A 26,844-nucleotide genomic window follows, 5' to 3' on the forward strand; every position below is an offset into this window, starting at 1 on the left:
GCTATTCCTCTACAGGACTTGGTTGTTCAATCCGGTTGCCAGCCCCATCGCGCAGGCGCCTTGGTTCAAGCACGGCAGAGGTCTCGATAAGGTCGAGCGCGCGCTGGACCGACGCATAGCGTTCTGCATCGCGGAGCCAGCCTTCGGCATTCACTGCACCGGGAAGATTCCGAATTTCCGCGATCGCCGAATCCGGACGCCCGCTTTCGAGAAACAGGCGCGCTCGTTCGAGCCGCTGCTGCGGCTGCGGCGACGGCGCACTTTCGCGGCGAATGGTGAAGAGTGACCCCAGCTCATCCGCGAAACGCTCTAGACTGGGCTTCCCTTCGCCCGACTGCAATTGCGGTGCCAGACCATCAAGCCGGAACAGCAACTGGTCGAGAGTAACCGGCTCTCTGGAGAAGGTGAGGATCGTGTTGACCGCGTTGGGCAGCGCATCGCCAAACCGCAGCCGCAACTGGTCAGCCAGATATCCCAGTTCCGCGCCCTTATCGATGGCGCGCCGGGTTGCGAACGCAATCAACAGGCCTTCAGCACGCGCCACATTCCCGGCCGACGCCTCAGCCTGCAGGTCGAGCCTTGCCAACCGCTGTTCGGCAGCCGCGAGGCGTTGATCGATACCGCCCTGCTGCTCTGCAACACGCTCCACCGCCTCGGCGGCCGCGGCACTTTCACTGGCACTTGGCGAGGGAGTAGGTTCGCTGCCCTCGACTGCCAGTTCCTGGGCTGATTGCCGAGGTTCAGTCGCGACGTCCTGAGCGGCGTCCATCCGCCATGCGACATACCCTGCGACGCCCGCTCCAAGCGCGAACGCGCCAGCCACAGCAAGCAGCATCGGGCGCAAACTGCCCCGCGCTCGCCGCGTGCTCGAGAAATCTTCCATTACACTCCGTTCCACGACCCCGGACGTCCTTTCGTGGACGCCTCTTTACCCGTTTACTTTCTTACACAATTGGTTTGCCAAGGCCAATAATTCGGCGTCACGAGGCTGATTTGAGATGTGGACGGATTGCCATCCATCTCCGGCCATATCGGCAATTCTCTGCCCCAAAGCAGCGACTGTCAATTTGGAGCGATCCAGACCGAGACGAAGGCATTCGGCAAGCAGCTGGCGGGCAGCTTCGCCCGAATGCAAAAGCACGATGCCGCCGGATTTCATGCCTTTTGCCAGATCTTCGGGAATGCCGAGCGGATCGGTGCGGTAGACTTCAATAACGTCGATGGTGAAGTCTGCCGGTGGATTCAATTCGACATGAGCTTCTCCTGCAAGACGCAGGAGCCGCCGTTCGCCCGGCTTCATGCTGTCGATCAGCGCCTGCAGACCGCCCTTGCCGGTCCGGGCGACCATGAAGCCCTTCTCTCGCGCGCCCTCTGCGGTGGCTTCACCGACGGCATAGACCGGCAGGCTGGTCAGCTTGGCAAGGCCCGAGCCGCCGTGCCGAAACACATTGCTGCTTCCGACCAGAACGCCTTTGTACCCCCGGGGCGAAGGAGCTTCCCATTTGACCGGCTCCACCTCGAACAGAGGAGCGCCCCGGGCATCCAGCCCCATCGATTTCGCAGTCTCGAGCGTGACCGACAAACCCGGTTCCGGACGGAAAACAAAGACCGGGCAGGTCACAAGGACTGTCCGAAATTGATCGCCACGGCATCGGGAGCGCGTGCAAGCAGGTCATGCGCCAATGCAATCGCGGCCGCTGTATCATCAGGAGCAAAATGGGCTTCGCCCTCGACCCGGTGTGCACCATCTGGGCTGAATATTTGCGCACGCATCTCGATAATGTCGCCAGACCGAACGGTCAGCACCGCGATCGGGCTGTGACATGTACCGCCCAGCCCCTCGAGCAATGCGCGTTCAGCCATCACTTCCTGGCGGCTGGGTGCGTGGTCGATTGCCGACAGTACTTCTGCGGTTCGCTCGTCGCTGGTCCGGCATTCGATACCGATGGCGGCCTGCGCCGGAGCCGGGAACCACGCCTCTGGATCCAGGCGGACACCGACGCCGTCTTCGCCGAGGCGCGACAGGCCAGCTCCGGCGAGGAATGTCGCATCGACCTCTCCGGCTGCAAGCTTTGCCATTCTCGTCGCCACATTGCCCCTGATGCCGACGACTTCGACATCGGGCCTTGCGTGAAGCAGTTGGGCCGCGCGTCGCGGGGCGCTGGTCCCGACTTTTGCGCCTTTCGCAATCGCCGCAATCGAGGCAGCCCCCAGGAGAACATCAGCTTTGTCCGCACGCGGAAGGATGGCCCCGAAGGAAATTTCGTCAGGCCGGATGGTCTCCACGTCCTTCATCGAATGCACCGAAGCATCGATGCGCCCTTCGGCGAGCCACATGTCGAGTTCGCGCGTCCACAGCGCCTTTCCGCCGATATCGGCAAGCGGGCGATCCTGTATCTTGTCACCGCTGGCGATCACCGGCACCAGTTCGACAGAACCCACATCCCATCCATGCGCTGCGCACAAACGGGCGCGCGCCTCCTCTGCTTGCGCCATGGCAAGCGGTGAACGGCGGGTTCCAAGGCGGAGGATTGGCATATCAGACATGTCGGCGGCTTGCCCTAGCGAGCGAGACCGCTAAGGGAAAGTGAAGTTATGACGCTCGTTCTCGGCATTGAAAGTTCCTGCGACGAAACCGCAGCCGCATTGGTCGATGGCAATCGCACGATTGTCGCGCAGCGCATCGCGTCTCAGGACGAAGAACATGCGCCATTCGGCGGCGTGGTCCCGGAAATTGCCGCTCGCGCCCACGCGGAGCGACTGGCCCCGATGATCGAAGGCGTGCTCGCCGATGCCGGCGTTGCGCTTTCGGATTGCGATGCGATTGCTGCGACGGCAGGTCCCGGCCTGATTGGCGGCGTGATGGTCGGCCTGGTCAGCGCCAAGGCGCTGGCTATGGCGAGCGACAAGCCGTTGATCGCGATCAACCACCTCGAAGGCCATGCCCTAAGCCCCCGGCTTGCCGATGCAGCGCTCGAATTTCCCTATGCCCTGCTTCTGGTTTCAGGCGGCCATTGCCAGATCTTGCGAGTAGACGGCGTTGGCCAGTATCGCCGGTTTGCCACGACCATCGACGATGCCCTCGGCGAAGCGTTCGACAAGACTGCGAAGATCCTCGGCCTCGGTTTTCCGGGCGGTCCGGCGGTGGAGCAGCTTGCCCGCGAGGGTGACGGAAAAGCGGTCCCCTTGCCCCGTCCAATGATCGGCAGCGGCGAACCGCACTTCTCGTTCGCCGGCCTCAAGAGCGCCGTGATGCGCGCGCATGACAGCGGGAAATACGAGATTGCCGATATCGCAGCCAGCTTCCAGCAGGCTGGCATCGACTGCGTGATCGACCGCTTGCAGATCGCCCTGAACGCGATGGGGCCTGTCCCGACGCTTGTGGTTGCAGGCGGTGTCGCTGCGAACAAGGTGGTGCGCTCTGCACTCGAAGAACTTGCGGCTGCTCGCGAAATGCGGTTCACAGCACCACCGCCTCGCCTTTGTACCGACAATGCGGCGATGATTGCCTGGGCGGGGATCGAAAGGCTGCAATTGAAAGACTTCGCTCCCGACCCGCTCGATATCGCTGCCCGACCCCGCTGGCCGCTCGATCCCGACGCGCAGCCCGCTCGCGGAGCAGGAGTGAAGGCATGACCAGCGTGGGTGTTCTTGGAGCTGGCGCATGGGGCACGGCCCTGGCGCAAATGCTCGCCAGCGATGGCCGCGCGGTGAAAATCTGGGCCCGCGAGGAAGAGCTGGTCGAAGAGATCAATTCCGAGCACACCAATTCACTGTTTCTGCCCGGTGCAAAACTATCGGAAAGCGTCACCGCAACGTCCGACCTGGCGGATATGGCCAAGCTCGACGCCCTGCTGGTCGTGACGCCCGCACAGCATATGGGCAGCGTCCTTGCAGGAATGCCCGCCCACCCGCGAGATCTCGTCCTGTGTTCCAAAGGTATCGAGGCGGGCAGCGGCAGGCTGATGAATCACGTCGCGAAGGAAGCCGCGCCCGAAAGCGATATCGCTGTTTTGTCAGGTCCCACCTTTGCCCACGAGGTGGCGGCCGGTTTGCCGACCGCAGTGACTCTTGCCTGCGGAAACGGCGAAGAACAGTGGGAACGCATTTCGCCGCTCATCGCCCGGCACGCCTTTCGTCCCTATTATTCGGATGACGTGGTCGGCGCCGAGATTGGCGGGGCGGTCAAGAACGTGCTCGCCATCGCATGCGGCGTGGTCGACGGCCTGGGCCTGGGCCAGAATGCCCGCGCGGCCCTCATCGCTCGCGGCTATGCCGAGATGCTGCGATTCGGGGAGGCGCTGGGCGCACGATCCGAAACGCTCGCCGGGTTATGCGGGCTGGGCGATCTCGTGCTGACCTGTTCGTCGACATCCAGCCGCAACTTCTCTCTTGGTAAGGCGCTGGGCGAAGGCCAGAGCGCCGAAACATTGATGAGCGACCGCAAAACGGTTGCCGAAGGCGCGCATACTGCGCCCGTACTGGTCGAACTGGCTGCGCGGCAGGGTGTCGCCATGCCGATCGTCACAGCTGTCTATGACCTGCTCAAGGGGGACGAGCCGAAGTCCGTAGTCGAAGGCATCCTGTCCCGGCCGCTCAAGGCCGAACAGGGCGGCGCTGGATGACCACTTCGACCAACGAAGAAGATCTTACCGCCATCGCCAAGGGCGGCCGGCAGAACTTCATCGGTTTCCTGCTCAGATTGCTCGCCAGATTGCCGTTCCTGTTCATCGCGGGGCGTCTTTACGGTCCTGATGCGCTGGGCCGATTTGCTTCTGCCCTGGTTGTCGTCGAGCTGGTAGCGCTGCTTTGCTCGATGGGCGAGAAACGCGGCCTCGCCCAGCGGTTGGCGGATGGTGAGGACGCGCATCCAGCCAATCTGGTCTACGACGGTTTGCTGCTGGCGATCATCTTCTCGAGCATTGCGGCGATCTTTTTCTGGTTGGTGCCAGCACCCTTGTTTCCAAGCGGCGACTTCACCGAGCTAGACCGCTTCATCGTGCTTGCCATCCCGGCTTACGCGCTGACCGAAATCGTACTGGCAGCGCAAGCTTACAAGTACGACATCGCCACCACCGTGCGCGCCCGCGCAGTGGTGGAGCCGTGGACAATTTCGATCATGGCCGGGGTGTTTTTCTTCATTCCGGGCCTCTCGAAATCAGGCCTCTCGATGGCCTATCTGGCGTCGATTTATGCAGGCCTTGCGACCGGGCTGATCGCGTTTTTCCGGAGCTACGGCCGTCCGCAAGGCTGGCGGCCGGAACTTGGCTATATGCGCAAGGTCACCGCGCGCGCCCTGCCCCTTGCCACGGCCGACGCCATCGAATGGGGCACCCGCCGCATAGACATCTTTATCCTGGGCCTGTTCGCCGCGCCTGCAGCGGTCGGCGTGTATTACATCGCACAGCAGGTCGCGAGCCTACCCCAAAAACTGAAAACCAGTTTTGAACCTATCCTCGGCCCCGTGATCACGAAGAACCTCAAGACCAAGAATTACGAGGCTATTGCCAAACAGGTTTGCCAGGTCGGTTTCTGGATTATCGCTGCGCAGGCAGGGATTGCCCTGGCCCTCGGCGTTCCGGGTGAAGCGGTCATGGGTCTTGTCGGGCCGGAGTTCGTCGGCGGGACCGGTGCGCTGGCTTTCCTGCTCGCCGCTGAAGTCATCGCGGCGACTGCCGTGGTATCGGAAGCTGTGCTGATCTACGTCGCCCGCGGGCGAAATCTGGCGATTTCCGTGGGCACGATCGCATTTCAGGCAGCTTTGACTGTCGGGCTCATCATGCTGGTCCAGAACTTGGGCTACGGCGAACCGTTTAAGGCCGCCGCTGCCGCGATCGCTCTGCTGATTGCGCTGGGTTTGTCCAGCCTGGTGAAAGCACTGCTGCTCACCCGGATACTGGGCTATCCGATCAACAACTGGCGCTGGGCGCTGGTCTACGCGATCGCACCAGCTGTGCTGGTTGGCTGGTTGGCGACGCAGCTTCCGGAATGGGCCGAATTGGCAGTCGGCATCCCGGCAATCCTTGCCACATATGGTTTCGTGATTTGGAAAAAAGGCTTCGGGCCTGAAGATCGCATGTTGTTCAAGCGAAATAAGGCAAGCGAACAAGCTTAGCCAACTTCCCGATTAAATTGCATATCCTCAGATATTTAGCGGCATTCACGCAGCCCATCGGCGCGCCATCTGTCAACATGCATTTGACACTTGCCTTATTTTAGCCATATTTTCGCCTTCATCTCGCCATCATTTATGAGATAACATCACATTCTAGGAGAGCGAATCGTGGAGAGAGAGAAAATGGACAATCAGACACGGGTAGCCGGAGGCTCGCTGGCGCTGGCTTCGACCGCTGCACTCATGCTGGCTCTGGCTGGCTGCGAGGGAACGGATTCCGGAGGCGAACAGGTCGAGCATATGAGCACGATCGACATCGCGGAGCCTGCGAACGCTCCAATGATGTATGAGTCCGCCGATGCAGCAATGATGGCCCCTCCCCTGGAATACATGATCCCGCCAGAGGACCGCGAAAGGTATGCCGGGGAAGAAGTCTCAGCCATCCGGATGGTCGCGGCACAGCCTGTCTCCACCTTCTCGGTCGATGTCGACACAGGCGCTTACGCCAATGCCAGGCGGTTCCTTAGCATGGGCCAGCTACCCCCCAAGGCCGCGGTGCGCACCGAAGAACTGATCAACTATTTCCGCTATGACTACGCCGAACCCACGGACCGCACGAAGCCGTTCTCGGTTACTCTCGACACTGCGGCCAGCCCTTGGAATGCTGAGGCGAAGCTCATCCGCGTGGGCCTGCGCGGATACGATCTGCCGCGCGATCAGCGCCCCGCCGCAAACCTTGTTTTCCTGATCGATGTTTCGGGTTCGATGGACAGCCCCGACAAGCTGCCGCTGGTAAAGCGTGCCCTGTCCGGCCTGGCCTCCGAAATGCGCGGCAAGGACAAGGTTTCGATAGTGGTTTACGCAGGATCAACCGGGGTGGTGCTTGAACCCACCAGCAGCCCAGGCCAGGTCCGCGCTGCCCTGTCACGGCTGGAAGCAGGCGGATCGACTGCCGGTGCAGCCGGCCTGGAGCTGGCGTACTCCATGGCTGAACAGGCCTACATCAAGGGCGGAGTGAACCGCGTGATCGTAGCGACGGACGGCGATTTCAACGTCGGCATATCGGATACCGACCGGCTTATCGAGATGATCGAAAACAAGCGCGACAGCGGTATCACCCTGACCACGCTTGGCTTTGGAACGGGCAATTACAACGAAGCCATGATGGAGCAGATCGCCAACCACGGGAACGGTAATTACGCTTATATCGACAGCGCGATGGAAGCGAAAAAGGTTCTTCGCGACGAAATGAGCTCGACCCTGTTCACCATCGCCAAGGACGTGAAAATACAGGTCGAATTCAATCCTGCCTCGGTCAGTCAGTACCGGTTGATCGGCTATGAAAACCGTGCCTTGCGTGAACAGGATTTTGCCAATGACGCGGTGGATGCCGGCGACATCGGCGCGGGCCACCAGGTAACTGCCCTTTACGAGGTGATACCTACCGGCGCGAAAGGCTGGATTGGCGATAGGCGCTATAACGGCGCATCTTCCGAGACATCTCGAAATGCGGATGAAGCCGCGTTTGTCCAACTGCGCTATAAGCTGCCGGGCGGCGAAAAGTCGAAGCTGCTGCAGTACCGTTTGCCAGCCGCAAGCCTCGACACCCGCCGTTTGCCTCAAGGGGATTTCGCCTTCGCTGCGGCAGTCGCCGCCTATGGCCAGAAACTGCGCGGTGACGAGCTGCTTGCGGAGTATTCCTGGGACGAGGTGGTGAGCCTTGCCGGACGCCAGCGCGAGTTCTGGCGGCAGGAATTCGTGGAGCTTGCCCGCACTGCTCAGGCACAGATGTAGATATCGATCCCTTTCCGCGCGTCACGGGCCTTGCACGCTCGCGGCGCGCGGTTAGAAGGCGGGGCAATGAAGTCTCGTCCTGTTTTCACTATCGCCCTTGGCGCCCTGCTGGTCGGGGTGCTTGGCTATGTGGGCAGCCAACAAGGCGCACAGTCCATGGCACAGCGGCTGGAACAGCGCAGCAAGGCGGCGATATCTCAAGCCGGATTGGAGCCGATCACAGCCCAATTTCAATCGCGTCACGGCGCCCCTACTCGCCACCCCATGCTTGCAGGCGGAGAAGGCCTCGACGAAGGTAAACGGGATCGGGCCGCCAAGCTGGTAGCCAGCCTGCCCGGCGTGGGCGGTGTCAGCTGGCGCGATGGCTGGGCGAATGCGGCGTCTGACGAAAGCAATTTTGAACCGCTGCATTGTCAGGAAGATGTCCAGGGCCTGCTGCGCGAACGATCGGTCCGTTTCGAGGAAGGCAGCGCGGAATTGCTGCCAGCCAGCGACTTGCTCTTGCGGGAAGTGGCCGAGGCTCTGCGCCCGTGTCTTGGGGCCATCATTGCAGTTACTGGCCATACTGACCGGTCCGGTCCCGAACCTGCCAACCTCGAACTCAGCATGGACCGCGCCCGGTCCGTTCGCGAAGCGCTTATCCAACGCGGCATTCCGCGCGATGGTTTGCGCGCCCGCGGCGTAGGGTCGAGCGAGCCCGTAGAAGGGCTCACACCGGAAGACCCTGCCAACCGCAGAATCGAATTTTCCGTCATTCGGATAGAACCGGTGACACCAACTCCAGTCGATACCCCGGGGCCGCGCTGATGCCGATATGGTTTGAAACGGTCGCCCTGATGCTGGCAGCATATGGTATCGGCCTTGCTATCGGCTGGCTGATTTGGGGGCGCGCGCCCGATCCTGCCGCCCCAGATACTCCGGAAAAGGAACTGCCATGAGTGAACTCGTCGCCCAACAATGGCCCCTGATCGTCATCGGCCTGCTGATCGGGCTGGTTGTTGCATTCTATCTGTTCAGCGCCACCCGCCGCACCCGTGTGACCGGCGCGAAGAGCGATGTGCTGGATGAAGGCGCAGAGAAGGCTCAGCGCAATGCGGCGCTGATCGACAGTGCGCCGGCTGCCGCTCGTGATGCAGACAGTCCTCCCGCTACCGCGTCCGTTTCCAAGCCGACCGTCGGCGATGACCTGACGAGGATCAAGGGCGTCGGTCCGAAACTGGCGGCGACACTCACCGATCTGGGCGTGACGCAGTTCGGGCAGATCGCTGCATGGGACGATGCCGAAATCGATCGTATCGACAACCAGCTTGGCCGGTTTCAGGGCCGGATCAGGCGCGATGACTGGGTTGGCCAGGCTGCGCTCCTTGCAGAAGGAAACGCTGCCGCTTTCACACAGAAATACGGTTCAACCGCCTAAAACGGGAACCACTCGCTCCTTGCGCGTTAAATAAAATGGGTCGCGCGCGCTGAGGAGAGCAGGATGGGTAATCAGAAACTGAGGATACTCGTGGCCGAAGACGAATTGATCGTCGGATACGATCTTTGCGATACGGTATCGGAAGCCGGCTACCAGGTGGATGGCCCGTTCGGAAATCTCTCTTCCGCAATGCTCGCTTACCAGAAGAACAAGCCCGACATTGCCATTCTCGATGTTCAATTGGGTGACGGCATCGTTTACCCCCTTGCCGAACAGATGATGGCTGAGGACGTGCAGGTGATCTTCCATTCCGGACAACTCACCCCCGCCGACGTGGCTCTTCGCTTTCCCAATGCACAGTCGCTGTCGAAGCCCTGTCCACCGGCTGAAGTGATCAACTCGGTACAGGTCGCAGCCGCAAACCACTGATCTTCGTGCAGCGGAACAAGTCGGCGCTCTCTCCATTGCCTGAGTGATACTTAGGTAAAACAAGGAGTTCCCCATGTCGCTTCAAAAGATGATCGCCACCCACCCGCAGGTGCAGGACGAGACAGAGGAGCTTGTCCTTGCTGCCCGCCACGCGATGCTCTGTTCGCTGTTCTGCACCTCGTGCGCGGACGCGTGCGTGGCTGAAGACATGGCCATGGCGCAGTGCATCCGTAACTGTCTCGACTGTGCAGATGTCTGCGCTGCGACCGCCCGCCTGGCTGTCCGCCGCACCGCCGCTAACATCGATGTCCTGCGCGCCCAGATGGAAGCCTGCATCAAGGCCTGCGAAACCTGCGCCGAAGAATGCGCCAAGCATGACAACCCCCATTGCGCATTGTGTGCAGAAATGTGCCGCGAGTGTGCCGAGGATTGCCGCAAGGCGCTCCCGCTGGTGAAATGATCCCATCGTGAAATAAGTCACTCGCGAGGTGAGGTATCGCGCGAGCATTCGTGATAGGATGCGGGCGCTATGTCCAAGCTTGATACCTTCCTCGCGCTCGACAAGGCCGACCGTCTGGCGACGATCGAAGCCATGGCCGCGCTGCTATATTGCAAGGCTCTTGTAGGCAGCGTGTCGCCGCGCCACTGGCGCTCGAGCTTCGGCCCGTTCGGCCAGATACATCAGGGCAATATCGCAGAAGCGGACCTTGAAACCGTTCGGCGCATACGGCTCGCAATCGTACGGGCACTCCGCAACATTCCCGGTGCGCCAAATTGCCTGCCCCAGGCTCTGGCGGCCCGCCGGATGCTGGCGCGGCGCGGTATCGCGTCCGACCTTTATATTGGAACCAAGCGGAATCAGGACGGCATTGCGAAATTTCATGCATGGCTGAAAGTCGGCGGGGAATGGGTCACGGGCCTGTGCGATGAAAATGAGTACCGCCTATTCATCGCTGGCGATGCGGAAGCGGCCTGACGCCCCTTGCACCGCGCCGCTCTTGCTGCCATCGGCAGAGACGTATCAGAGGAGACTGTATGGCCGGCATGGTGCCTTTTGCGTGGGACGATCCCTTCAACCTTGAAGACCAGCTGACCGAGGAAGAGCGGATGATCCGCGACGCCGCGCACGGCTTCGCGCAGAGCGAACTTCAGCCGCGCGTCACTGATGCCTACCGCGAAGAGGTCGACGCGCCTGAACTGTTCCCGCTTATGGGACAGGCCGGTCTGCTCGGGGCAACAATCCCCGAGGAATACGGCGGCGCCGGTGCAGGCTATGTCGCTTACGGATTGATCGCGCGCGAAATCGAGCGGGTCGATTCAGGCTATCGTTCGATGGCCAGCGTCCAGTCCAGCCTCGTGATGTATCCCATCCATGCCTACGGTTCGGAAGAGCAAAGGCAGAAGTATCTCCCGGGTCTTGCCAGCGGCGAATTGATCGGCTGCTTCGGCCTCACCGAACCCGATGCAGGTTCCGACCCATCGGGCATGAAAACGGTCGCGAAGAAAGACGGCGACGGCTACAAGATTTCCGGCTCCAAGACTTGGATCTCTAACGCGCCCTTTGCAGATGTTTTCGTTGTCTGGGCGAAAAGCGAGGCACATGGCGGCGGCATCCGCGGCTTCGTCCTCGAAAAAGGCATGGAAGGTCTTTCCGCGCCCAAGATCGAAGGCAAGCTTTCGCTTCGTGCCAGCACCACCGGCATGATCATGATGGACGAGGTAAAGGTCGGAGCCGACGCGCTGCTTCCCGAAGTCCAAGGCCTTAAAGGTCCCTTCGGCTGCCTCAACCGCGCCCGATATGGCATCAGCTGGGGCGCCATGGGTGCCGCGGAATTCTGCATGCACGCAGCCCGGCAGTATGGCCTCGACCGGCAGCAGTTCGGCGTACCGCTGGCATCCAAGCAGCTTTACCAGCTCAAGCTGGCAGACATGATGAGCGAAATCGCACTCGGCCTGCAAGGCAGCCTGCGCGTTGGCCGCTTGATGGACGAAGGCAAATTTGCCCCCGACATGATTTCGATCGTGAAACGCAACAATGTCGGCAAGGCTCTCGATATCGCTCGCAAGTCGCGCGATATGCATGGCGGAAACGGTATTTCCGAAGAATATCAGGTCATCCGCCACATGGTGAACCTGGAGACCGTCAACACGTATGAAGGAACGCATGACGTCCACGCGCTGATCCTGGGCCGTGCCATCACCGGGATCGCCGCGTTTTGATCAGGCTTCACGGATACTACCGCAGCTCCACCAGCTACCGCCTGCGCATTGCGCTGGAGCTGAAGGGGCTGGATTACGAATATGTGCCGGTGAACCTGCTGACCAGCGAACAGAAAGGCGAAGCTTTCACGAGCCGCAATCCGTTCGGTTCGGTGCCATTGCTGGAAGCCGGGGGCCGCGACCGCGTTCAGTCGATGGCGCAGCTGGAATGGCTCGACGAGGCATATCCTGAACAGGCATTGCTGCCTGCCGATATCGAGGATCGCTACACCGCCCGCGAATTGGCCTATGCCATCGCCACCGAACTCCACGCGCCGTTGAACCTGCCGGTGCTGAAATATCTGTCGAACGAATACGGCAAATCACAGGAAGAAATCGGCGTCTGGTATCGCCATTGGCTCGCCCGCACGCTGGACCCGCTCGAAGCGCGGCTTGCCCAGCTGGGTACCGGCGATTTCCTGTTCGACAAACCCGGCTTCTTCGAAGTCTGCCTGCTGCCGCAAGTCTACAATGCCCAGCGTTTCGACTTCGATTTTTCCGATAAGCCGCGCATCACCCGGATCGAGCAAGCCTGCCTGGAACTTCCCGAATTCCAGCGATCGCATCCGGACAATCAACCCGACAATCCCGAGAGGACCTGAAACATGAAGCTCGCCACACTCAAGGACGGAACCCGCGACGGCAAGCTGGTGGTCGTATCGAAGGATCTCACCCGTTACTGCGCCGCCGACAATATCGCGCCGACCATGCAGGCTGCGCTCGACAATTGGGATGAAGTCGCGCCCAAGCTGGAAGCGCTCTATACCGACGTCGAGCACCAGGCTGTACCGTGCGAGCGGTTCCACGAGCGTGAAGCCCATTCGCCCCTCCCCCGCGCCTATCAGTGGGCGGACGGCTCTGCCTATATCAATCACGTCGAACTGGTCCGCAAAGCGCGCGGCGCAGAAGTGCCCGAAAGCTTTTACCACGATCCGCTGATGTACCAGGGCGGCAGCGACAAATTCCTCGCCCCGCGTGACGATATCCCGCTCAAGGACACCAAGTGGGGCTGTGACATGGAAGGTGAAGTCGCGGTCATTACGGACGATGTGCCGATGGGCGTGTCTAGCGAAGAGGCCGCAGGCCACATCAAGCTTCTCATGCTGGTGAACGACGTATCGCTGCGCGGCCTGATCCCAGGCGAATTGGCCAAGGGCTTCGGCTTTTTCCAGTCCAAACCCTCCAGCGCATTCTCGCCGGTAGCCGTAACGCCGGACGAACTGGGCGACGCATGGAAGGGCAGCGTGATCCACCTGCCCTTGATGGTCGATTACAATGGCGAAGCTTTCGGACGCGCCAATGCCGGTGTCGATGCGACATTCAGCCTTGCCGATCTTGTCGCCCATGCCGCAAAGACCCGCGATCTCGGTGCAGGAGCCATCATTGGCTCGGGCACAGTATCGAACCAGGGGCCCGACGGCGATCCGGGCAAACCCGTTTCCGAAGGCGGCCTCGGCTACAGCTGTATCGCTGAAATCCGCATGATCGAGACCATCGCCGACGGCGAGGCCAAGACACGATTCATGGCTCCCGGCGATACAGTGCGCGTCGAAATGAAAGACGCCGAGGGCCATTCGATCTTCGGTGCAATCGAGCAAAAGGTCGTCGAGGCCTGAGCAAGACATCTTCCCTCGCGGGCAAGCGGGTAGGCCTGCTGTCCTCGTGGGTCTCGCGCCGCAATGGCGGCGTGTTCGAAGCAGTCGTCACGCAAGCCGACATTCTGCGCTCGCTTGACGCGGAGCCCGTTGTGCTGGGCTTGCGCGACAGTGCCTCGCAAGACGATGTGTGGCGCTTGAAAGGCTGCGAGGTGCGGCTGGCCGATGTGCGCGGTCCAGCGGCCTTTGGCTACGCGCCTCAGCTTCCTGAGCTTGTCCGGACCGCCCGGCTTGACCTTCTGCACCTCAATGGCATCTGGCAATATCCGAGCCGGGTAGCCCGCAAACTCGCAGACCATTCCAGTTTACCGCTCGTGATCAGCCCGCATGGCATGTTCGACCCGTGGATTACGCGCCGCAATGCGTGGAAGAAGCACCTCGGGCGATGGTTCTGGGAACGAGCGGCGTGGAAGATTGCGAATGCATTTCACGCGCTTACCCATGCAGAAGCCGCTGATATCGCGAACGAAGCGCCAGGGGCAAAGATCGGCGTCGTGCCCAATGCGGCTCCCCCGATCACGTCCGCCATGGGCAGGGAGCGCCCACCGATGGTGCTCTACCTTGGCCGCATACATGAAAAAAAGAACCTGTCGGCCCTGATGGAAGCATGGCTTTCGGTGCGTAGCGATCTGCCGTCCGGCGCCTCCCTTACGATCGCCGGCTGGGGGGATGACGAGGGTATCGCCGCCATCGAAAGCGCCATGAAGGGCAATAGGGATACAGGCATCGAGTTCGTCGGTACGGCCTTCGGATCGCAAAAAGCGGCTCTGCTCGAAATTGCGCGCTTCCTGATCCTGCCGTCGCACAGCGAAGGGCTGCCCATGGCGATCCTTGAGGCGTGGGCGGCGCGGGTTCCCACGATCATGAGCGAGCATTGCCATCTGCCCGAAGGGTTCACCGAAGGCGCTGCGATCGACTGCGGCACATCGGCCGGTTCCATTGGCGCCGCCTTGCGTCAGGCTTTCGCTCTCGATCATCAGGAATGGCAGCGAATGTCCGATGCAGCAGGAGGGCTGGCTGGCGGACCATTCTCTCAGCAGAGTGTCGCCGAGCGCTGGGAGGAATTCTACAGCGCGCTGCTTTAGTCAGCGCGGCCAACTGCCTCGAGGCGAACGTTGTCCAGCGCGACAACGCCAAGACCCGGACGCAGCCAGATACCGAATACAGGATCATCACAGCCGTCGGATCGAATAAGCTGCCCTCGCCCAAGCGAGCCACCGCCCTGGATGGGCCGGGCGGGCTCTCCGCAGTTGAGCGATGCCAGCAGCGCATCGCTATTGGCCCCGGAAACACTTCCGAACGCTCGATATTCACCGGGAGGCAGGGCGATCGGCTGGGACAATACGAGCCGCGTTACACTCGTACGGTTTTCCAGATCCACCGACCCTGCTCGCCTCGATATAGTCACATCGCCGCTGCCATGCCTGCGCCAGCCGAACAGCGCATCCTCGCCCAAACGATCAAAGCCTGAATCGGCGAGGACCTGCCCGCTCGAAGCGCTGGCACATTGAGCAGAATGAAGTGACTGTGCATCGGCGCGGTAGTTGCGCCTCGCCAGTTCGCGGACCAGCGGGTCAATCCTGTCGCAACCAAGTGAAATGGTGTCAGCATTGGCCGCAAGGAACCGTGCCCGGTCGCGGAGTACGCCGACTTCCTGACCCTCGGCCCGCAAATAGGCGTCGGTCCACAGGGACTGCCGGGTCAATCGGCGGGCCAATTCGGCGCGTCCTTCCGGGCGGGATTCCATGATCGCGAACAGGCCGTCCAGGGATCGTGTTCGCGGGTGGGCACGGAGCAGGATGTCGAAGTGACGCGCAGCCTCGCCCACCTTGCCATCGGCCATCGATATTGCAGTCAGCGCGCCCTGGCTCAGCGGTTCACGGGCGCTCAACCTGGCGGTGAGCAGCATCGCGCGTTCGCCCTCATCATTCGCCCCTTGTCCATACAGCGCCGCACCAAGGAAGGCCGGGCCGCGCGGATCGAAGGGGTCTGCGAGGATCGATTGGCGAGCGGCAGCCAGGGCGCCTTCGTGACGCCCTGCCAGCAAGTGGCTGGATGCGGTGACCCGCGCTGCATCGGCGCGGAAGGGTGCCGGAACAAGGCGCGCATCGCTTGGCTGGTGGGAGCTGAGGCGATCAAATCCCGAAGCCAGCACTAGCGCGGCGAATACCAGCCCGCCGAGGCTGACGATCCACCGGGCCCGTTCGGCAGTCATCCCGCGCTTCGCCCTTCCTTGTCGGAGTAGGCATAATAATCGTAGCCGTAATAGGCGGAATATCGATTGCCCGAACGCGTCGGATCGAACTTCGCCAGGGCTGCGCCAAGAATGGTCGGCTCCATCGAACGCAGCCGGCGCAAAGCGGCCTTGAGAGAACCGCTGCGGCCGCGCTCAGCCTCGACCACGAACACCGTTCCATCGGCAATAGCGGCCAGCATGGGTCCGTCCGCGAGTCCCAGGATCGGCGGACTATCGACGATCACCACGCCATATTTGCCCGCAAAGAATTCAAGCAATTGCGCCATCCGCGGCGACGACAACAGTTCCGTCGGGCTTGGCGGCAATGGACCGGCAGGCAGAACGTCGAACGCACTTCCGCCGTGTTCGACACGGGTAGTCAGATCGCTTGGATCATCCTGCGAAACCAGGAGATTGGTCAGCCCGCGCTCCGCACTGATCCCGACGATCTTGTGCAAGGCCGGACGGCGCAGGTCGGCATCGATCAGCAAGGGTTCGATGCCGATACGTGCCAGACCGGCGGCAATGGCAAAGCTGGTCGTGCTCTTGCCTTCGGCGGCCTGAGCACTGGTGACGACGATGATTTTGGGAAGCCCAGTAGGGGTAGAATACAGCAGCGCGCCGCGCATGGAATTGTATGCCTCGGCAATCGGCGATTTGGGTTCTGCCAGCGCTTCGAGCGGGGTCTGGTCTTCGGCACGCGGAACAACGCCCAGAAGGGACAGGCCGAGCTTCTCTTCCACGTCTTCCGGTGTGTGGATGACATCATCAAGCTGATCGCGCAGGAATACGGCAATACCGGCCAACGCAAGTCCAAGCAGCAAGCCAATCGCCAGATTGCGCGGCAGGCTCGGCGAAGATGGCGCGCTGGGTATTTCCGCCCGATCAATGATGGTGATGTTGCTCGAGGCAATGCCTGCCGACGCATTCAATTCGCGAAACCGCTGCAGCAGCCCATCATAAGATGACCGCGCAGTATCGGCTTCTCTCGCAAGCACATTGTACCGTACCGATTTGTCCTGTTCGGCAAGTGTTTCGCCGCGGGCCTGCGTGACCTGGCTCTCAAGCCGCTGCTCGGCGGACTGTGCCGCAAGGTAGTCGGCACGAATCGACTGGCGAACGTCGTTCGCTGTACGATTGAGCTGCGTGTTGACTGCGGCAAGGTCACCTTCGAGGCGAGCAATCGCAGGGTGTCCGGGCAAGTAACGCTCACGCGCTATCTGCAATTCGCTTTCGGTCTGCGCGCGCCTGGTCATCAAGGACTGCACGGTGGGATTGGCCAGGACCGGCTGAGAAGACAGCAGCGGCGAATTTGAAATCGCATCCCAGCGAGATTGTGCTGCAATGCGCGCCTCACGGGCACGAATGGCGGCCTGATTGTATTGCAGCAGGCTCGATGAAGTCACGGTTCCTGCGGCAAGTTCGGGACCGCTGGGCGCAAAGGTATCGCGCGTCCGGATCAGGCCTGTCTGGCGCGCGTAATCATTCAAAGCGGCCTCGGTCTCTTCCAGTGATCGGCGCGCTTCATCGAGCTGTTCGGCCACGAAATTGCGTGCATAGGCAGAGCTGTCAAAGCGGCGCTGCAGGTTCTGCTGGATGAATTCCTCGGCGAAGGCGTTGGCGATGCGTGCCGTAACTTCCTGATCAGTGCTGGAGAACGTGATCAGCGCGATTCGGGTCGACCGGCGCAGTTCGACCTCGGCATTGGCGCGCAGAAGGTCGATGGCCAACTTGCGCTTGTCCGCTTCTTCGGTGGGGACCGATTGAGGGGGAACTTCCATGGCCGAAAAATAACGTTCGTCATTAGCCAGGTTCAGTGCATCCGCGACCCGCTCTGCCAAGGCGCGGCTGCGCAGGACATCGAGCTGTGTGTTGAGGAAGCGGTCGATGTCCCAGTCGGACGATGGCGGCGCCACCTGAGTTTCAAACGCACCGCCGAGCACCTCGTCACGCTGGTCATTGATCTGCACGCTGGCCGCTGCAGAATAGCGAGGCGTATCCAGCATGGTCACGATTAGCGCCAGGGCCGCAGCAGAGCCAACGATCGCGATGGCCATCCAAAGATAGCGGCGCAATGCACCAATCACGCTGCGGATCGCGTCGCTGATCGCGTTGTTGCCGGACGCGGCATAGGCTGCGGCGTAGCGATCACGCGCATTGAGCATGGGAATAGGAGTGGCTTCAGTCATCAAATCGGCCTGAATATGCCAAATACCGGCACCGCACGCAGGACATCCTGCCACGCGCCGCGCACGCTGGAATATCCGACCACGACCACATCACCGGACATCAGCGCGACATCCGGCATCCGGCCTCCGCGAATTGCGCGCAGGTCGAACCGGCCAGCCGTGCTCTGGCCGTCAATCGTCCGGAAGATCATGACTTCGTCCAGTTTGGCGGTGTCGGTCGGGCTTTGTGCCAGCGCCAGCGCTGTCAGCAAGGTCTGGCCTTCCGCGTAAGGGAAGACGCCGGGCTGCTCCACCTCGCCTTCGACCGCGATGGTCCGGGTGCGCCCTTGCTTGACGATGACCGAAATGCGGGGATCGCGCAGGTAATTCGAAGCGTATGCCGCCTCGATTGCTGCGGCGAGTTCGGTGGCGCTGAGCCCGACAGCCCTGACCTCGCCGATGAGCGGAAGCGTAACGATCCCGGCATTGTCGAGCGCAATTTCTTCGACCGACAGATTGGGTTCGTCGAAAACGCGCACTGCGATAACGTCGCCCGGATTGAGCGTGTAGCGTTCAGGAAGCGATGAAGCGGCATCGACTGCAACAGCATCATAACCGGCCTGTCCGGCAGGTACGACGGGATTGAGTGGCCGCTGGCAGGCGGTGAGCACGAGCACGCCGCATAGACCCGCAAAACGGACCATTGAGGCCAAGGTACTCAGGCGTGTCATTACTCTGATTCCGCTTCCCGTCGGGCCTCGGGGGATTGCCGGGTCGCGCTCAAAAGCCCGGCCGCCACCCCTGCGAGGCAGGCTATTGCCATGTTGCGAAGTGGATAATCCACGAAGGAATGCAGCGCAATGACAGCAAGGGTGCCAAGCGCAAAGATCTGTGGAGCGCGGTCCCACGGGCACTCACGCCAAGCCTTTCTGCCGGCGGCGAACAACGCGCACGCTCCGAGCGCGATCAAGACAGGGGCAAGCAAGCCGGCTTCGAGCAGAAATTCCAGGTAGTCATTGTGCGCCCGGTTTATCGAGGCCGGTGAAAGGCTTTCAAAGCTTTCGTATGGTCCGAAAGCGACCGGGAAGGTCCCTATCCCGCTGCCGACAGGAAAAAACGCCTCGATCGCCGCGACCGTATCGCGCCAGAGCAGGATGCGCGCATCTCCTGCAACGTCGAAGCGCGAGGCGACTTCCGCCAGCCTCGCATTGCCCGATAGCAACCACGGCAAAGCCAGCATCGCTGCCACCAGAACCGCTGCTGCGCGCAGTGCGATATCGAGCATTTTTCCCATGCCTACCGATTTGAGGATCATGGCGTTGATCGCCAGGACCGGCAGGATCAGCAGGATGCCCATGCGTGAGCCAGTGAGAATCGCGGCGAGCAGGAGGACACCCTGGCCGGCCAGCAATATCGGAATGCGCCGGCGCGCAACCGGACCGGGCATGGACTTGCCCGCGAAGCAGGCGCTGAGCGCCAATGAGCCGATCAGCAAAACGTCGACTGCCGCATTGCGGTTGGCATGGAAAGCCGTGAGCCAGCCGCGATGGCTCAATTCGTATAACTGGAACGCGCCGTCGCCGCCGGCCAATTGCAACGCGCCAAGTGCAGCGCCCGCAACCGCGACAGCGGCAATCGCGAGGATGACAAAGCGCCTGTCCCTCGATGGCAGACTGGCGGCCGCCCACATCAGCGCAACCGCCGGGACGAGCGCCAGCAGGGCGGCTAGCGTTCGCGGCGGACTGATCGACAAGGGACGCCAGCTGTCTTGCGCACCGACAAGGCCCAGTGACGCCTGTTGAAGATCACGCCCGGGCAGCGCCTGCCAGATGGCAGGCGGTAGCGGCACCAGCTGGATAAGCGGCAACGCCAGCAGTGCGGCGCCCAGCCAGATCAGCGGTTTGGGAATGTCATTGAGTTGGGCAAAGCCATGCTTCGGCGCCCACCACAGCCACGCGCCCAGCGCGGCCACGAAGCCAAGCTGGACAATTATCTCCGCTTTGGGGCTGGGCGAACCTCCACCCCCCAGAACCATCGCATAAGCGAGGAAACCGGCAACGATCAGCCCGTGACGTGAAGCCGCCTTGTAACCCCGTCTATGCAGCGATCAGTCCCCCTTGCGAGTCAGGTATTTGACCTAACCTTTAAGGTAAACAGGGGAAACTACATCGAGCGGGCAATCACCATTTTCATGACTTCGTTCGAGCCGCCAAAAATGCGCGTGATGCGGCTGTCGCGGTACATGCGCGCAATCGGATAATCATTGATGTAGCCCGCGCCGCCGTGGAATTGCAGGCACTTATCGACCACTTCGCCCTGAAGTTCGGTGACCCAGTATTTCGCCATGCAAGCCGTCGGGACATCGAGCTCGCCCTTGAGGTGCTTGGCGATACAATCATTTACGAAGATGCGCGCCGCCGTGCCGCGCGCTTTCAGGTCGGCCATGACGAACTGTGTATTCTGGAAATCCCAGATCGTCTGCCCGAATGCCTTGCGGTCCTTGACGAATTCCATCGTCGTTTCGAGCGCTTTTTCGATACCGTTCATCGCGCCCATCGCAATGATCAGGCGTTCCTGCGGCAGCTCGCCCATCAGCTGGTAGAAGCCCTTCCCTTCCTCGCCGCCAAGCACGTTTTCAGCCGGCACGAAGACATCGTCGAAAAACAGTTCGGAAGTGTCGGCAGCGTCCAGCCCGATCTTGTCGAGCTTCTTGCCCCGCTGGAACCCTTCGGCACCGTCGGTTTCGAGCAGCATCAGCGAGATGCCTTTGGCACGTTCCTTCGGGTCGGTCTTGGCCACGATGACGATGAAATCTGCCGTCTGGCCGTTGGAAATATACGTCTTGGCTCCGTTGATACGGTAGCCATTGCCATCTTTCAGTGCCGTAGTGGTGATCGACTGAAGGTCTGATCCCACGCCCGGCTCGGTCATCGCGATGGCGCTGACCAGTTCGCCGGAAACCAGCTTGGGAAGGTACTTCTTCTTCTGCTCTTCAGTGCCGTGACGCACGAGATATGGCAGGATCACGGTGTTATGCAGGCTTGCGGCGAAGCCTTCGACGTTATGCTTCGATTGCTGGTCGATGACGACCATTTCATGCCGGAAATCGCCGCCGTGGCCGCCGTATTCTTCGGGCACCGAAGTGCCGAGAAGTCCAGCCGCACCTGCCTCGTTCCAGAACTCGCGTTCGACCTGGCCCTCTTCGCGCCATTTCAGGACGCGCTTTTCAGGAGCATGCTTTTCATAGAATTTGCCCACGGCGTCGGCGAAAATCGAAATTTCCTCGTCGTTCATGAATTCGGGCTGGGGTACGTCGATGACGGACATGGCTTGGACTTCCTCTCAGATATCTGAACTTGGGCGCGAACGGGGGCTTATTTACCCTTCCAGTTCGGCTTGCGCTTTTCTGCAAATGCTGCGGCGCCTTCGCGGGCGTCTTCGGACACGAAGACAGGTCCGATCAACTGGGCCTGCTTGTCGTAGCGTTCGTCCATGGCCCAGCCGCGCGATTCCTTCATGATCTGCTTCGAAACGCGAACCGCAAGTGGTCCGTTCTCGGCGATCTTTGCTGCCAGTTCCTTGGCACCATCAAGCGCAGACCCGTCTGTCACCCGGTTGATGAGGCCCAGTTCGTAAGCGCGATCCGCGCCAATGAAATCGCCGGTCAGCGCCAGCTCCATGGCGATGCGTTCAGGGATCTGGTCAGGCAACATCATGACGCCGCCAGCAGCAGCCACCAGGCCGCGCTTTGCCTCGGGAATGCCGAATTTCGCATCCTTGTGCGCCACGACCAAGTCGCAGGCAATCATGAGCTCAAGCCCGCCGGCCAAGGCATAACCTTCAACCGCTGCAATCAGCGGCTTCTTTGGCGGAGCCTGCACCACACCGCCAAATCCGCGGCCTTCAATGCTGGGCGACTCGCCGCGCAGGAACCCCTTAAGGTCCATGCCGGAACAGAACGTGCCGCCTGCACCGGTCAGAATACCGACGCGTAAATCATCATCCGCATCCAGGCGGTCCATTGCCGCGGCAATGCCTTCGGCGGCGGCCTTGTTCATCGCGTTCTTGGCTTCGGGACGATTAATGGTGACGATCAGGACGCCATTGTCGACCTCGGTGAGGAGTTCCTCGGACATTCTCTCTCTCCATTGCAAATAGAAACTGTTCTTGCGCCCTTGCTGCGGGAGGTTTACGCAAACGTCAACCGGCAAAAGCCGCAACATTCGACAAGACGAGAGAGGAACACGCCATGTCCGAAGCCTACATCATCGATGCCGTCCGCACCCCCAGAGGGATCGGCAAGCAGGGCAAGGGCGCGCTGGCCGCAATGCATCCGCAGCATCTCGCCGCAACAGCTCTAATGGCGATCAAGGACCGCAACCATCTCGACACCTCCACGGTCGACGATGTCATCTGGTCGGTCAGCACGCAGGACGGGATGCAGGCAGGCGACCTTGGTCGCATGGCTGCGCTCGATGCCGGCTATGACATCACTTCCAGCGGCACCACGCTCGACCGGTTCTGCGGCGGCGGCATCACATCGGTTGCACTTGCCGCGGCCCAGGTCATGAGCGGCATGGAAGACTGCGTTGTCGCAGGCGGCACCGAAATGATGAGCCTCACCGCGCAAATGTCGAAGGACAAGATGGCAGCGGGCCTCAAGCCGCCAATGATGGGTAGCTATAACGAGCGCTTGATGCGCACCCACCCGCAAAGCCACCAAGGCGTATGCGGTGATGCCATCGCCACGATGGAAGGCTTCACGCGCGAAGAGCTGGATGAAGTCGGCTACCGCAGCCAGCAGCGCGCGGCGGAGGCGATGGCGGAAGGCCGGTTCGATAAATCGGTAGTCCCGGTGGTGGATGACGACGGCAATGTCGTGCTGGACAAGGATGAATATCCGCGCCCCCAGACCACTCGCGAAGGGCTTGCCGAGCTAGAGCCGGCATTCGCCAAGATCGCGAATGTCCCGCTCGACAAGAACGGCACGACCTTTGCCGGACTGGTAAACGCGAAATATCCCGACCTCGAAATCAAGCACTTCCACCATGCGGGCAACAGCTCGGGCGTGGTTGACGGTGCCGCGGCCGTCCTGGTGGCGAGCAAGGAATATGCCCAGAAGCATGGGCTTAAACCTCGTGCACGTATCGTGGCGACCGCCAATATGGGCGATGATCCGACCCTGATGCTGAACGCGCCCGTCCCTGCGGCGAAGAAAGTTCTCTCCAAGGCCGGTCTGTCGAAAGACGACATCGATCTTTATGAAATCAACGAGGCATTCGCGGTGGTTGCAGCCAAGTTCGTGCGCGACCTCGATCTCGATTGGGACAAGGTCAATGTGAACGGCGGCTCTATCGCGCTGGGACACCCCATCGGCGCCACGGGTTCAATCCTGATCGGCACTATGGTCGACGAACTGGAACGTCAGAACAAGCGCTATGGCCTCGTCACGATGTGCGCTGCGGGCGGCATGGCCCCGGCGATCATCATCGAGCGCGTGAGCGATTTCGTCGACTGATTGGTACTGCCAAGCTCAGGCGGGCCGGTCGCCCGCCTGGCTTTCCTCTGCGTCCTTGGCAAATCCCCACGAGACATTCGCCCAGGCGCGCTCGTGGAAATAATACAGTACCATCTTCGTCACCACCTCGCTGATCGCGATAGCGCCAGCCGCCTTCGCGCTGCCGGTGAAGAACCAGCTGAGCGCGAAGGTGTCGATACTGCCGAGAATTCGCCAGCTGACCGCTTTCGCAAACGATCGCGAATGGGCCTCGCGCCCCCGAAAAAGTAGCATCAGTGGTGCCCCGGCGCCCTTACTTGAGCGGCAGGATCTGTTTGATGATGTAATCCGCGGCTTCTTCCGGGCTCATCGCCACGGTATTGACGCGGATTTCCGGCTCTTGCGGCTCTTCATACGGGCTGTCGATGCCGGTGAAGTTCTTCAACTCACCTGCACGAGCCTTTTTGTAGAGGCCTTTCACATCGCGCTGCTCCGCGACTTCGAGCGGAGTATCGACGTGAATTTCGATGAATTCGCCCTCGCCCATCATGTCGCGGACCAGCTTGCGGTCGGCGCGGAACGGCGAAATAAATGCGGTCAGAACGATCAAGCCGGCGTCGGTCATCAACTTGGCCACTTCGCCGATGCGGCGGATATTCTCGATCCGGTCGCTTTCGGTGAAGCCCAGGTCCTTGTTGAGACCGTGACGCACATTGTCCCCGTCGAGGAGGAACGTGTGGCGGTTCATGATCGCCAGTTTCTTTTCCACCTCGTTCGCGATCGTCGACTTGCCCGATCCCGAAAGGCCGGTGAACCACAACACACGGGGACGCTGGTTCTTCATCGCGGCGTGATCGTCACGCGTGATGTCCACCGCCTGCCAATGTACGTTCTGTGCGCGGCGCAGGCTGAAATTCAGCATCCCGGCACCAACGGTGTGATTGGTAATCTTGTCGATCAGGATGAAGCCGCCGAGCGCGCGGTTTTCTTCGTAGGGATCGAACACGATCTGGCGATCGGTCGTGATTTCACTGACGCCGATCGAATTGAGTTCAAGCGTCTTGGCCGCAAGGTGCTGCATCGTGTTGACGTTGATTTCGAACTTGGGCTCGGCAACGGTCACTGAAACCATCTGCGAGCCGAGCTTCATCCAGTAGCCGCGGCCGACCACCAGGGGTTCTTCGTCCATCCAGACGATGGTGCTTTCGAACTGGTCCGCGACTTCGGGAGGATTGTCTGCAGCAGCCAGAACGTCACCGCGCGAACAATCGATCTCGTCATCAAGAGTAATGGTGACGGACTGACCGGATATGGCTTGGTCAAGATCGCCGTCCATGGTGACGACTGACTTGACCGTGCTCGTCTTGCCTGAAGGCAGCGAGCGAACTTTGTCACCCGGCTTCACGCTGCCGGTCGAAATCAAACCGGAGAATCCGCGGAAGTCCAGGTTAGGCCTGTTGACCCACTGCACCGGCATACGGAACGGCTTGCCGAGATTGGCATCGCTTCGCACTTCAACGGCTTCGAGATGCTCCATCAACGTGGGACCGTCATGCCAGCCGGTATTGTCCGACTTGCTGGTGATGTTGTCGCCCGCAAGGCCCGAAATCGGGATGGCGGTAAAGCTTTCGATCCCGATGCTTTCAGCAAAGGCCGTGTATTCGGCGATGATGGCATCGTATTTCGCCTGGTCGTAATCGATCAGGTCCATCTTGTTCACGGCAAGGACGAGGTTCTTGATGCCGAGCTGGTGGCACAGGAAGCTGTGCCGCTTGGTCTGGACAAGCACGCCCTTGCGCGCATCGATCAGGATTACAGCCAGATCGGCGGTCGAAGCACCGGTGACCATATTGCGCGTGTATTGTTCGTGGCCCGGGCAATCCGCGACGATGAACTTGCGGTGCTCTGTCGCGAAGAACCGGTACGCGACGTCAATCGTGATGCCCTGTTCACGTTCGGCGGCGAGACCGTCGACCAGCAAGGCGAAATCGATTTCCTGCCCTTGCGTTCCGACGCGCTTGCTATCGCTTTCGAGCGCAGCAAGCTGGTCTTCGAAGATCATCTTCGAATCATAGAGCAAGCGGCCGATCAGGGTCGACTTGCCATCATCCACGCTGCCGCAGGTGATGAAGCGCAGCATGGTCTTGTGCTGGTGCTTCTCGAGATACGCGTCGATATCCTCGGCGATGAGGGCATCGGTTTCGTAGACGGTGTCCGTTACGCTATCCGACATCAGAAATAGCCCTCCTGCTTTTTCTTCTCCATCGAAGCGTCACCCGAATCCTTGTCGATGACGCGGCCCTGCCTTTCGGAGGTCGTGGTGAGGAGCATTTCCTGGATGATTTCGGGCAGCGTTGCCGCTTCGCTTTCGACTGCGCCGGTCAGCGGGAAGCAGCCCAGCGTGCGGAAGCGGATCGAGCGTTCGGTGATCTCCGGGCGTTTACCCATGACCTTTTCCAGGCGTTCGATATCGTCGGCCATGAACAACCCGCCTTCATATTCGAAGGTGGGCCGCTTGGCGGAGTAATAGAGCGGGACAATCTCGATGTTCTCGAGATGGATGTACTGCCAGATGTCGAGCTCGGTCCAGTTGGACAGCGGGAAGACCCGGATGCTTTCGCCCTTGGTCTTCTTGGCATTGTAGAGGTTCCAGAGCTCAGGGCGCTGGTTCTTCGGGTCCCAGCCGTGGGTCGCAGTGCGGAACGAAAAAATCCGTTCTTTCGCACGGCTTTTTTCCTCGTCGCGGCGGGCACCGCCGAACGCGGCATCGAAGCCGTATTTGTCGAGCGCCTGCTTCAGCCCCTGTGTCTTCCACATGTCGGTATGCACCGGTCCGTGGTCGAACGGATTGATCCCGCGCTCCTGCGCCTCGGGGTTCTGGTGGATGAGCAATTCCATACCCGCATCATCCGCGCTCTTCTGGCGCAGATTGTACATTTCCTTGAATTTCCAGGTCGTGTCGACATGAAGCAGGGGAAACGGCGGCGGGGACGGATAGAATGCTTTCTTGGCAAGATGCAGCATGACTGCGCTATCCTTGCCGATGGAATAGAGCATCACGGGCTTTTCAGCTTCGGCAACCACTTCACGCATGATGTGGATGCTTTCGGCTTCAAGCCGCTGTAAATGGGTGAGGGACATGGAGAGATGTTCTCGAAAAATTGGTCAGTTCGGTGCGGAGCGACCGCTGAGATGGCCGGCGAGCGTTTGGCGCGCAAGCGGCTTTTGGTCGCCGGAGCGATAGGAAAATTTTGGTCCGCGCACAATGCTTGTC

Annotated in this window: 27 protein-coding genes; 15 read left to right on the forward strand and 12 right to left on the reverse strand. The window is 60.9% G+C overall.

What is annotated here, in order from left to right:
• Nucleotide 1: 1 nt before the first annotated feature.
• Genes K3166_RS08795 through hemC form a run of 3 tightly spaced genes read right to left on the reverse strand, consistent with a single transcriptional unit; the run spans nt 2 to nt 2,547 of the window.
• Nucleotides 2-883, reverse strand: coding sequence for a hypothetical protein (locus K3166_RS08795; RefSeq protein ID WP_221421892.1), 882 nt, complete (start codon nt 881-883; stop codon nt 2-4).
• Between the two features lie 45 nt (nt 884-928).
• The gene (locus K3166_RS08800; RefSeq protein WP_221421893.1) at nt 929-1,621 is read right to left on the reverse strand and encodes a uroporphyrinogen-III synthase; all 693 of its coding nucleotides are present in this window, start codon (nt 1,619-1,621) and stop codon (nt 929-931) included.
• Nucleotides 1,618-2,547, reverse strand: a complete 930-nt coding sequence (hemC, locus tag K3166_RS08805; protein ID WP_221421894.1) for a hydroxymethylbilane synthase — start codon at nt 2,545-2,547, stop codon at nt 1,618-1,620. The genes K3166_RS08800 and hemC overlap by 4 nt, the downstream gene beginning before the upstream one ends.
• Before the next feature lie 48 nt (nt 2,548-2,595).
• On the opposite strand from hemC, the gene tsaD reads away from it, so the two are divergent.
• From tsaD to K3166_RS08870, 14 genes are all read left to right on the forward strand, one after another.
• A complete protein-coding gene (gene tsaD, locus K3166_RS08810) occupies nt 2,596-3,636 on the forward strand; it encodes a tRNA (adenosine(37)-N6)-threonylcarbamoyltransferase complex transferase subunit TsaD (protein ID WP_221421895.1) in 1,041 nt (346 codons plus the stop codon).
• On the forward strand, nt 3,633-4,625 hold the full coding sequence (locus tag K3166_RS08815; protein WP_221421896.1) for an NAD(P)H-dependent glycerol-3-phosphate dehydrogenase: 993 nt from the start codon (nt 3,633-3,635) through the stop codon (nt 4,623-4,625). The genes tsaD and K3166_RS08815 overlap by 4 nt, the downstream gene beginning before the upstream one ends.
• Nucleotides 4,622-6,115: a lipopolysaccharide biosynthesis protein gene (locus tag K3166_RS08820; protein ID WP_221421897.1), complete on the forward strand. Its 1,494-nt coding sequence runs from the start codon at nt 4,622-4,624 to the stop codon at nt 6,113-6,115. Before K3166_RS08815 ends, K3166_RS08820 begins: the two co-directional genes overlap by 4 nt.
• A gap of 183 nt (nt 6,116-6,298) precedes the next feature.
• Nucleotides 6,299-7,909: a vWA domain-containing protein gene (locus K3166_RS08825; RefSeq protein WP_221421898.1), complete on the forward strand. Its 1,611-nt coding sequence runs from the start codon at nt 6,299-6,301 to the stop codon at nt 7,907-7,909.
• A 66-nt stretch (nt 7,910-7,975) separates the two neighbouring features.
• On the forward strand, nt 7,976-8,716 hold the full coding sequence (locus K3166_RS08830) for an OmpA family protein (protein WP_221421899.1): 741 nt from the start codon (nt 7,976-7,978) through the stop codon (nt 8,714-8,716).
• Nucleotides 8,716-8,847, forward strand: a complete 132-nt coding sequence (locus K3166_RS13520; RefSeq protein WP_282098796.1) for a hypothetical protein — start codon at nt 8,716-8,718, stop codon at nt 8,845-8,847. The genes K3166_RS08830 and K3166_RS13520 overlap by 1 nt, the downstream gene beginning before the upstream one ends.
• Nucleotides 8,844-9,326 (forward strand): hypothetical protein, encoded by a 483-nt coding sequence (locus K3166_RS08835; RefSeq protein ID WP_221421900.1) that lies wholly within the window; start codon nt 8,844-8,846, stop codon nt 9,324-9,326. The genes K3166_RS13520 and K3166_RS08835 overlap by 4 nt, the downstream gene beginning before the upstream one ends.
• A gap of 63 nt (nt 9,327-9,389) precedes the next feature.
• Entirely contained in the window at nt 9,390-9,755 is a 366-nt protein-coding gene (locus tag K3166_RS08840; RefSeq protein ID WP_247714588.1) for a response regulator, read from the forward strand.
• 73 nt (nt 9,756-9,828) lie between these two features.
• Nucleotides 9,829-10,215 (forward strand): four-helix bundle copper-binding protein, encoded by a 387-nt coding sequence (locus K3166_RS08845; protein ID WP_221421901.1) that lies wholly within the window; start codon nt 9,829-9,831, stop codon nt 10,213-10,215.
• Nucleotides 10,216-10,284: 69 nt separating this feature from the next.
• Nucleotides 10,285-10,731, forward strand: a complete 447-nt coding sequence (locus tag K3166_RS08850) for a lasso peptide biosynthesis B2 protein (protein ID WP_221421902.1) — start codon at nt 10,285-10,287, stop codon at nt 10,729-10,731.
• 68 nt (nt 10,732-10,799) lie between these two features.
• On the forward strand, nt 10,800-11,975 hold the full coding sequence (locus K3166_RS08855; protein WP_221424040.1) for an acyl-CoA dehydrogenase: 1,176 nt from the start codon (nt 10,800-10,802) through the stop codon (nt 11,973-11,975).
• Complete coding sequence (gene maiA / locus K3166_RS08860; RefSeq protein WP_221424041.1) at nt 11,975-12,616, forward strand: maleylacetoacetate isomerase; 642 nt, start codon at nt 11,975-11,977, stop codon at nt 12,614-12,616. Before K3166_RS08855 ends, maiA begins: the two co-directional genes overlap by 1 nt.
• 3 nt (nt 12,617-12,619) lie before the next feature.
• Nucleotides 12,620-13,630, forward strand: coding sequence for a fumarylacetoacetate hydrolase family protein (locus tag K3166_RS08865; RefSeq protein ID WP_221421903.1), 1,011 nt, complete (start codon nt 12,620-12,622; stop codon nt 13,628-13,630).
• Nucleotides 13,631-13,701: 71 nt separating this feature from the next.
• Entirely contained in the window at nt 13,702-14,754 is a 1,053-nt protein-coding gene (locus tag K3166_RS08870) for a glycosyltransferase (RefSeq protein ID WP_221421904.1), read from the forward strand.
• Here K3166_RS08870 and K3166_RS08875 read toward each other — a convergent pair.
• The 6 genes from K3166_RS08875 to K3166_RS08900 all read right to left on the reverse strand — a co-directional run bounded on the left by K3166_RS08875 (nt 14,751) and on the right by K3166_RS08900 (nt 22,209).
• The gene (locus K3166_RS08875) at nt 14,751-15,884 is read right to left on the reverse strand and encodes a hypothetical protein (RefSeq protein WP_221421905.1); all 1,134 of its coding nucleotides are present in this window, start codon (nt 15,882-15,884) and stop codon (nt 14,751-14,753) included. The two genes, K3166_RS08870 and K3166_RS08875, sit on opposite strands and share 4 nt — an antisense overlap.
• Nucleotides 15,881-18,094, reverse strand: a complete 2,214-nt coding sequence (locus K3166_RS08880; protein WP_221421906.1) for a GumC family protein — start codon at nt 18,092-18,094, stop codon at nt 15,881-15,883. Before K3166_RS08880 ends, K3166_RS08875 begins: the two co-directional genes overlap by 4 nt.
• Nucleotides 18,094-18,804 (reverse strand): polysaccharide biosynthesis/export family protein, encoded by a 711-nt coding sequence (locus K3166_RS08885; protein ID WP_221421907.1) that lies wholly within the window; start codon nt 18,802-18,804, stop codon nt 18,094-18,096. The genes K3166_RS08880 and K3166_RS08885 overlap by 1 nt, the downstream gene beginning before the upstream one ends.
• Nucleotides 18,804-20,108 (reverse strand): O-antigen ligase family protein, encoded by a 1,305-nt coding sequence (locus K3166_RS08890; protein ID WP_221421908.1) that lies wholly within the window; start codon nt 20,106-20,108, stop codon nt 18,804-18,806. Before K3166_RS08890 ends, K3166_RS08885 begins: the two co-directional genes overlap by 1 nt.
• Nucleotides 20,109-20,236: 128 nt before the next feature.
• Nucleotides 20,237-21,400, reverse strand: coding sequence for an acyl-CoA dehydrogenase family protein (locus K3166_RS08895; protein ID WP_221421909.1), 1,164 nt, complete (start codon nt 21,398-21,400; stop codon nt 20,237-20,239).
• Between the two features lie 47 nt (nt 21,401-21,447).
• Complete coding sequence (locus tag K3166_RS08900; RefSeq protein ID WP_221421910.1) at nt 21,448-22,209, reverse strand: crotonase/enoyl-CoA hydratase family protein; 762 nt, start codon at nt 22,207-22,209, stop codon at nt 21,448-21,450.
• Nucleotides 22,210-22,322: 113 nt separating this feature from the next.
• On the opposite strand from K3166_RS08900, the gene K3166_RS08905 reads away from it, so the two are divergent.
• On the forward strand, nt 22,323-23,591 hold the full coding sequence (locus K3166_RS08905; RefSeq protein WP_221421911.1) for an acetyl-CoA C-acetyltransferase: 1,269 nt from the start codon (nt 22,323-22,325) through the stop codon (nt 23,589-23,591).
• Between the two features lie 15 nt (nt 23,592-23,606).
• Here K3166_RS08905 and K3166_RS08910 read toward each other — a convergent pair whose 3' ends face one another.
• The 3 genes from K3166_RS08910 to cysD are packed head-to-tail and all read right to left on the reverse strand — an operon-like array spanning nt 23,607 to nt 26,711.
• Nucleotides 23,607-23,864: a DUF2061 domain-containing protein gene (locus tag K3166_RS08910; RefSeq protein WP_221421912.1), complete on the reverse strand. Its 258-nt coding sequence runs from the start codon at nt 23,862-23,864 to the stop codon at nt 23,607-23,609.
• A 19-nt stretch (nt 23,865-23,883) separates the two neighbouring features.
• The gene (gene cysN, locus K3166_RS08915) at nt 23,884-25,803 is read right to left on the reverse strand and encodes a sulfate adenylyltransferase subunit CysN (RefSeq protein WP_221421913.1); all 1,920 of its coding nucleotides are present in this window, start codon (nt 25,801-25,803) and stop codon (nt 23,884-23,886) included.
• On the reverse strand, nt 25,803-26,711 hold the full coding sequence (gene cysD / locus K3166_RS08920; RefSeq protein WP_221421914.1) for a sulfate adenylyltransferase subunit CysD: 909 nt from the start codon (nt 26,709-26,711) through the stop codon (nt 25,803-25,805). The genes cysN and cysD overlap by 1 nt, the downstream gene beginning before the upstream one ends.
• Nucleotides 26,712-26,844 lie beyond the last annotated feature (133 nt).

The organism is Qipengyuania psychrotolerans (assembly GCF_019711355.1).
GTDB lineage: Bacteria > Pseudomonadota > Alphaproteobacteria > Sphingomonadales > Sphingomonadaceae > Qipengyuania > Qipengyuania psychrotolerans.